This window comes from Cupriavidus sp. CPT47-8839-RL05A (assembly GCF_058792255.1).
Window position 1 is genome coordinate 76694 of record NZ_JBYTEG010000030.1, and the last position, 7271, is coordinate 83964.

Consider the following 7271-nt stretch of genomic DNA (forward strand, 5'->3'; position numbering starts at 1 on the left):
TTTTTTATCCCGCCTCGCTATCCCCCAGTGTCTCCACTGCGTACTTCACCAACCCCGCCCGCCCCTCGATCCCCAGCTTGCGCTTCAGGTTCAGCCGGTGCGTCTCCACCGTGCGCACCGACACCCCCAGCTGCGCCGCGATTTCCTTGTTGGCGAGGCCGCGCCCGATCCCGCGCAGGATGTCGCGCTCGCGTGGCGTGAGCGCATCGAGCGGCCCTGTGGCGGGGCTCTGCTCGGCCATGCCGCGTGCAATGCGGGCGCTGTAGAAGACCCGTCCGGCCAGCACGGAGTGGATCGCCGCCATCAGCTCGTCGGCGGGCGCGTCCTTGAGCACATAGCCGCGCGCACCGGCACGCACCGCCTGGCGCACATACTCCAGGTTGTCGTGCATCGACACGATCAGCACCGCCAGCTCCGGATAGCGGTCATGCAGCGCCGCGGCCAAGGCAATGCCGCCCATGCCGCGCATGCCGATATCGGTGATAACCAGGTCGGGCAGCTCGGCGGCACCGGCACGGTCCAGCCACGCCAGCGCGGCCTCGCCATCGTCGGCTTCGCCCACCACGCGCAGGCCGGGCTGCAGCGCCAGGTGCATGCGCATGCCGTCGCGCACCAGCGCATGGTCGTCGATCAGCAGCACGCGGGCGGGTACTTCGGTGGAATCGGCAAAAGACTGGGTCATGACGGCGAGGGTCCTGCTGAAACGGGATCGTGCGCAATGGCCGCGGGCCTGGCCAGCGGCAGTGAAGCGACCAGCTGGGTGCCGCCCGTGCCCGAAACGATGTCGAACTGCCCGCACAGCGCGGCGATGCGCTCGCGCAGGTTGCGCAGGCCGATGCCGCGCTGCGGGTCCTCCTGCATGCGCGCCACGTCGAAGCCATGCCCGTCGTCGCGCACGGTGAGGCGCGTGGCATCGGCATCGAAGGCCAGCGCCACCGCGACCCGGCGCGCGCCGGCATGGCGCTCGACGTTGGTCAAGGCTTCCTGGGCGATGCGGAACAGCGCCGTGGCCTGCTCGTCGGGCAGTTCGCGCGGGGTGCCGCTCTGGGTCACCGCAATCTCCAGCCCGCTGCCGCCCTGCATCTCGCGCGCCAGGTGCTGCAGCGCGGCGTGCAGGCCCAGGTCGTCGAGCAGGGCGGGGCGCAGGTTGCGCGCCACGCGGCGCACTTCATTGAACACGGTATCGAGCCGGTTCAGCGCCATGCCCAGCACCGGCGCCACCGCGGCGCCTTCGGCCGGGGCCAGGCGCAGGCGGTTGGTAGCGGTTTCCAGCACCAGCTTGACCGACACCAGCAGCTGGCTGATGCCGTCGTGCAGCTCGCGCGAGAGCCGGGCGCGCTCTTCTTCCTGCGACTGCACCACGCGCTGCGCCAGCTGGCGCAGCTTGGCGTCGGCCTCGCGGTGCTCGCTGACGTTCAGCGCCAGGCCGCTGGCGGCGACCAGCAGGATGCTGATGCCGGCAATCACGCCGATCCAGGCCATGGTCTGGCGGATATCGGTCTCGGCACGGGCGTCGAGCTGGCGCAGCGTGCTTTCCACGTCATCCAGGTAGATGCCGGTGCCCACCATCCAGCCCCATTCGGGCACCGCCACCACATAGCCGAGCTTGGGCGCCAGCTGCTGCGACGAGGGCTTTCTCCACAGGTAACGCACCGCGCCGCCACCGCCCTTGGCCGCGGCGATCAGTTGCTGGATGGTCAGCGCGCCCTGCGGGTCGCGCAGCGTCCACAGGTCCTGGCCGACCAGTTCGGGCTGGCGCGGGTGCATCAGGTTGCGGCCGTGCAGGTCATACAGGAAGAAATAGCCGTCGGGGCCGTAGTCCAGCCGCGCAAGTGCCTCCATCGCGGCCTGCCGGGTGGCGGCGTCGGTGCGCCCGGAGCGCACCAGCGGCGCGATCGCGCTCTGCGCCAGTTCTACGTAGTGGCGCAGCTCGGTTTCCTTGCTCTGCAGGTAGGCGGCCTCGACCAGCGCGCGTTCATGCTGCGCGAGCTGCGTGGCCTGGAAGCGCACGGCAAGTGCGATGCCCAGCATGGCGACCGCAAGTGGCGCCACGGCTAGCAACAGGATCTTCTGGCGGAGTTTCATACAGGTGCGGGGGGACCGGGGGTAAACACCGATGCCGCGCAGGCGGCATGCCACCGTCGATTTGCGTAGTACTACGCAGAAGTGCTGCGTAGTTACGCGCTTGTGCGGGGTTTGGCGGGTGTCAATACTACACGCCGAACGCGCCGCCGCCCCAGCAGGGCGCATGCGCGGACGCAGCTGGTGCACCGTCCACACCCGGACGGTGCGTCGCCTGCCTGCAAGACGAGATCCGGAAACGACGACACAACCGGGCGCGCAGCAGCTATCCCAGGAGACACCCTCACCGCCGGATTGCCCCCGCTGCCCGCCCTCGGCGCCCCCCCGCTGCCGATCCTGCCAGTTGCCTGTTACCAGTCTTTCGCCGCCGCAGGCTATCCATATCCCGGTCTGAGGAGACCCTTCACTATGAATCGCATCGGAGAACACCTGGTGTGGCTGGCTGTCGCCGTCCTTGGCGCGTTTGCCTTCGGCACTGTCGCGCTGGCGCGCGGCGAGGCCGTCAGCGCACTGTGGATCGTGGTTGCCGCGCTCTGCATCTACCTGATCGCCTACCGCTACTACAGCCGCTTTATCGCCGACAAGGTGATGCAGCTCGATCCCAAACGGATGACGCCCGCGTGGCGCCATAACGACGGCCTGGACTACGTGCCGACCAACAAGGCGGTGCTGTTCGGCCACCACTTCGCCGCCATCGCCGGCGCCGGCCCGCTGGTCGGCCCGGTGCTGGCCGCGCAGATGGGCTATATGCCGGGCATGCTGTGGCTGCTTGCCGGCGTGGTGTTCGCCGGCGCGGTGCAGGACTTCATGGTGCTGTTCATCTCCACGCGCCGCGACGGCCGCTCGCTGGGCGACCTGGTCAAGTCCGAGATGGGCATGATCCCGGGCATGATCGCGCTGTTCGGCTGCTTCATGATCATGGTCATCATCCTGGCGGTGCTGGCGCTGATCGTGGTGAAGGCGCTGGCCGACTCGCCGTGGGGCACGTTCACCGTGGCGGTGACGATCCCGATCGCGCTGTTCATGGGCATCTATACGCGCTATATCCGCCCGGGCCGCATCGGCGAGGTGTCGGTGATCGGCTTCGTGCTGCTGATGCTGGCCATCATCGGCGGCCAGTACGTGCACGAGAGCGCCGTGCTGGCGCCGCTGTTCACCTATGACGGCAAGGCGCTGACGTGGATGCTGATCATCTACGGCTTTATCGCCGCCGTGCTGCCGGTGTGGCTGCTGCTGGCGCCGCGCGACTACCTGTCGACCTTCCTGAAGATCGGCACCATCATCGCGCTGGCGGTCGGCATCCTGATCGTCGCCCCGGACCTGAAGATGCCGGCGTTCACGCAGTTCGCGCAAGGCGGCGGGCCGGTGTGGTCGGGCAACCTGTTCCCATTCCTCTTCATCACCATCGCCTGCGGCGCGGTGTCGGGCTTCCACGCGCTGATCTCGTCGGGCACCACGCCCAAGCTGCTGGAGAACGAGACCCACGCGCGCTTTATCGGCTACGGCGCGATGCTGGCCGAATCGTTCGTCGCGATCATGGCACTGGTGGCCGCCTCGGTGATCGAGCCGGGCGTGTACTTCGCCATGAACAGCCCGGCGGCCGTGATCGGCACCACGCCGGAAGCGGTGGCGCACGCGGTCTCGACCTGGGGCTTCGTGATCACGCCGGACGTGCTGGTGCAGACCGCCAAAGACGTCGGCGAGAACACCATCCTCTCGCGCGCCGGCGGCGCGCCGACGCTGGCCGTGGGCATCGCCCATATCCTGCACCAGGTGGTGGGCGGCCAGGCCATGATGGCGTTCTGGTACCACTTCGCCATCCTGTTCGAGGCGCTGTTCATCCTGACCGCCGTCGACGCGGGCACCCGCGCCGGCCGCTTCATGCTGCAGGACCTGCTGGGCAGCTTTATCCCGTCGATGCGCAAGACCGATTCGCTGATCGCCAACCTGACCGCCACCGCGCTGTGCGTGGCGGCGTGGGGTTACTTCCTGTACCAGGGCGTGGTCGATCCGCTGGGCGGCATCAACACGCTGTGGCCGCTGTTTGGCATCTCCAACCAGATGCTGGCCGCGGTGGCGCTGGTGCTGGGCACCTGCGTGCTGGTCAAGATGAAGCGCGGCCAGTACGCCTGGGTCACGCTGGTGCCGACCGTGTGGCTGCTGATCTGCACGCTGACCGCCGGCTGGCAGAAGCTGTTCCACGCCGATCCCAAGGTCAGCTTCCTGACCCACGCCGCCAAGTTCAGCGCCGCCATTGCCGAAGGCAAGGTGCTGGCCCCGGCCAAGTCGATGGAGCAGATGCACCGCATCGTCTTCAACGACTACCTGGACGCCGGCCTGTGCGCGCTGTTCATGCTGGTGGTGCTGTCGATCGTGTTCTACGGCTTCAAGACCGCGCTGCAGGCGCGCGCCGCGAAGCGCCCGACCGACAAGGAAACGCCGTTCGAGCCGCTGCCGGGCGCCGCCTCGGCCCAGTCCTGATACCGGAGCCCGCCATGCTGGAACAACTCGGAACGATGGGACGCTACCTGGGGCAGTCGCTCAGGCTGATGGTCGGGCTGCCCGACTACCAGACCTACGTGGCCCATATGGAAAGCACCCACCCGGACCGCGCGCCGATGAGCTACGAGGAGTTCTTCCGCGAGCGCCAGGAGGCACGCTACGGCGGCGGGCAGGGCAAGTGCTGCTGAGCACACGCTGAACGCCGCCGTCCTGCGGGCCGGCGGCATACAAAGCAGACAGGCGATCACTTGATCGCCTGTCTTTTTATGAAGTGTTGCGTGTTTGCCGCGCTTTTGTAATGCACGGATACCGTTTCTGTAGCGGGTTACAGGGCTTTACAGGTGGTTACAGCAAGGGTGCGGCACCTTCTCTACACTTGCGACACATCATGGCAATTCGAGGAAAAAAGATATGACTCGCCATCCCGTTCGCAACCTGACCATTGCCCTCGCCCTGGCGGCCTGCGCGCTGCCGGCCGTCGCGAGCGACATGAACAACGCCCTGGGCGGCGCACTCGGCGGGGTCGCCGGTGCCGCCGTGGGCGGCGCGCTGGGCGGCAGCACCGGCGCAGTGATCGGTGGTGCAGTGGGCGGCGGCGCCGGTGGCGCAGTAACCTCCAACCGCCGCGAGCGCACCGGTGCCATCATCGGCGGCGCGCTGGGCGGCGGTGCCGGCACCGCGGCTGGCAATGCCATGGGCGGCCGCACCGGCGGCCTGATCGGCGCCGGCCTGGGCGGTGGCGCGGGCGCGGCGCTGGGCGGCAACGTCTCGCGCAGCAACTCGTACGACAATGACCGCCGCTATTACAACAGCAGCTACAAGCGCAAGAAGCACAAGCACCACCATCGCCACCACTACGACGACTAAGAAGTCGTAGGGGTCAGCAAAACGGGCCGTCATGGCCCGTTTTTCATTTGCGGCGTCTGGCATAATCGTTCGCCAGTGGTTGCAAACCTGCCGGATGCAGAAACAAAGAAGCCCGCAACCGGAACCGGTGCGGGCTTCTTCTCCAATAAAGGCGGAGAGGCTGCTAGGCGCTCCCCCAAGGACCTGTGGAGACCAGGTTTGAAGCAGGCGGGGCCGCACAAGGGGAGGAAGCTGCCCCGGGGATCGCGCTGCCAGAGACCGCCGGGGAGACGGGCCTGGGGTGGCCAGGCGGCCTTACAGCGGCGCGCGATCGGTGGTGGTGTCGTACTTGCCGCCTTCGGTGTAGGTGTCGAACTTGCCGGCGCGGGCACCCTCGGCGAAGGTATCGAACTTGCCGGCGCGGGCGCCGTCGGTGTACGGATCGAACTTGGCTACCTTGGCGCCGTCGGTGAACACATCGAACTTGCCGTTCTTGGCAAAGGCCGGTGCGGCCGACAAGGCGGCGGCGAGGGTGGCGACAGCGATCAGGGCGTAGCGGTTGGTTTTCATGATTCAGGCCTTCTCTATTGCATGGATGCCTGATTCATCACTTCAACGAAAGACTATGTTGCATTGCGGCATCCGATGGCTAGATATTAGGCATTTCCCTCATATCAATAAATATCAGGATCCACAATGATTAGTTTTGATTCGAACAATAAAATAGGCTGATTACGTAAGAATTCAGCGCAGAACCGGGAGACTGTGTCATGGATCGCCTGCAATCGATGCGTGTGTTTTCCAAGGTGGTGGAACTGGGAAGCTTCGCGCGTGCAGCGCAGCAGTTGGAAATGTCCAACGCGGTGGTGACGCGCTACGTGGCCGACCTGGAGAGCCATCTGGGCACGCGCCTGCTCAACCGCACCACCCGCAGCCTGTCGCTGACCGACGCCGGCGAAACCTACCTGCAGCGCTGCCAGCAGATCCTGGAAGACGTGGAAGAAGCCGAAAGCGTGGTCACGGCGCGCAGCCAGTCGCTGTCAGGCACGCTGCGGCTGGTCACCCCGGTGATGTTCGGCCTGCACCTGCTGCCGGAATTGCTGGCGCGCTTCCAGCAGCTGTATCCGGACGTGGTGTTCGACGTGATCCTGTCGGACCGCAATGTCGATATCGTCGAAGAAGGCCGCGACGTGGCCGTGATGCTGTCCGACCTGGGCCTGGGCTCGCACCTGGTGGCGCGCCCGCTGCTGTCGGCCGAGGTGATCCTGTGCGCGTCGCCGGGCTACGTGGCGGCGCACGCGCCGATCCGCCATGCCCATGAACTCAGCCACCACCGCTGCATTGCCATGCGCCTGCCCAGCGCCGAGCACGAATGGACGCTGCTGGGCCCGGAAGGCGAGGTGACCGTGCCGATCCGCCCCGGGCTGCTGTGCAGCAATGCCGAACTGGCCCACCAGGCGGCGCTGGCCGACATGGGCGTGGCCATGCTGTCGTCCTACCTGGCGCGTCCCAATATCGAATCCGGCAAGCTGGTGCATGTGCTGCCGCAATACCAGCTGCCGCGGCGCGACGTCAGCGTGGTCTACCCGAGCCGCAAGTTCTTGCCGACCAAGGTGCGCGCCTTTATCGACTTCCTGCTCGAAGAAGGGCAGGTACGGGGCAAGGAAGCGCAGCCGGCGCCAGCCGCCAGCCACGGCGCGCAAGCCGTGCGCACCTGAGCGGCTGCCCGGCCGAGCCAGCCAAAGCAAAACGCCCGGTGATGCCGGTAATGCCGTTCAGTTAAGGTCCTTCTTCAGGTACCGAACGGTGTAGCGAGAAGGTCGCGACTTAACGATCCGTGC

General features: G+C 66.8%; 7 protein-coding genes. 4 read left to right on the forward strand and 3 right to left on the reverse strand.

Translation table 11 applies throughout. From position 1 onward, the window contains the following. Positions 1–4: 4 nt before the first annotated feature. Together AC3WVS_RS28660 and AC3WVS_RS28665 are read right to left on the reverse strand one after the other, a co-directional pair. Positions 5–682: a response regulator gene (locus AC3WVS_RS28660; RefSeq protein WP_492321348.1), complete on the reverse strand. Its 678-nt coding sequence runs from the start codon at positions 680–682 to the stop codon at positions 5–7. Continuing rightward, entirely contained in the window at positions 679–2085 is a 1407-nt protein-coding gene (locus tag AC3WVS_RS28665) for a cache domain-containing protein (protein WP_492321349.1), read from the reverse strand. The genes AC3WVS_RS28660 and AC3WVS_RS28665 overlap by 4 nt, the downstream gene beginning before the upstream one ends. Positions 2086–2490: 405 nt before the next feature. Between AC3WVS_RS28665 and AC3WVS_RS28670 the strand changes: the two genes are divergently transcribed. From AC3WVS_RS28670 to AC3WVS_RS28680, 3 genes are all read left to right on the forward strand, one after another. Continuing rightward, on the forward strand, positions 2491–4563 hold the full coding sequence (locus AC3WVS_RS28670; protein ID WP_492321350.1) for a carbon starvation CstA family protein: 2073 nt from the start codon (positions 2491–2493) through the stop codon (positions 4561–4563). Between the two features lie 14 nt (positions 4564–4577). Further along, positions 4578–4772, forward strand: coding sequence for a YbdD/YjiX family protein (locus AC3WVS_RS28675; RefSeq protein ID WP_012354346.1), 195 nt, complete (start codon positions 4578–4580; stop codon positions 4770–4772). 223 nt (positions 4773–4995) lie between these two features. Next, positions 4996–5451 (forward strand): YMGG-like glycine zipper-containing protein, encoded by a 456-nt coding sequence (locus AC3WVS_RS28680; RefSeq protein ID WP_340523080.1) that lies wholly within the window; start codon positions 4996–4998, stop codon positions 5449–5451. A gap of 294 nt (positions 5452–5745) precedes the next feature. Here the strand turns inward: AC3WVS_RS28680 and AC3WVS_RS28685 are convergent, their stop codons facing one another. Further along, entirely contained in the window at positions 5746–6000 is a 255-nt protein-coding gene (locus AC3WVS_RS28685; RefSeq protein WP_492321351.1) for a hypothetical protein, read from the reverse strand. A 200-nt stretch (positions 6001–6200) separates the two neighbouring features. Between AC3WVS_RS28685 and AC3WVS_RS28690 the strand changes: the two genes are divergently transcribed. Further along, positions 6201–7148 carry a LysR family transcriptional regulator gene (locus AC3WVS_RS28690; protein WP_010811330.1) on the forward strand — a complete coding sequence of 316 codons (948 nt, stop codon included), beginning with the start codon at positions 6201–6203 and terminating at the stop codon, positions 7146–7148. Positions 7149–7271: the final 123 nt, after the last annotated feature.

Coding starts and splice junctions, on each gene's coding strand:
- AC3WVS_RS28660 (WP_492321348.1), bottom strand. CDS start 682: ATGACCCAGTCTTTTGCCGATTCCACCGAAGTACCCGCCCGCGTGCTG.
- AC3WVS_RS28665 (WP_492321349.1), bottom strand. CDS start 2,085: ATGAAACTCCGCCAGAAGATCCTGTTGCTAGCCGTGGCGCCACTTGCG.
- AC3WVS_RS28670 (WP_492321350.1), top strand. CDS start 2,491: ATGAATCGCATCGGAGAACACCTGGTGTGGCTGGCTGTCGCCGTCCTT.
- AC3WVS_RS28675 (WP_012354346.1), top strand. CDS start 4,578: ATGCTGGAACAACTCGGAACGATGGGACGCTACCTGGGGCAGTCGCTC.
- AC3WVS_RS28680 (WP_340523080.1), top strand. CDS start 4,996: ATGACTCGCCATCCCGTTCGCAACCTGACCATTGCCCTCGCCCTGGCG.
- AC3WVS_RS28685 (WP_492321351.1), bottom strand. CDS start 6,000: ATGAAAACCAACCGCTACGCCCTGATCGCTGTCGCCACCCTCGCCGCC.
- AC3WVS_RS28690 (WP_010811330.1), top strand. CDS start 6,201: ATGGATCGCCTGCAATCGATGCGTGTGTTTTCCAAGGTGGTGGAACTG.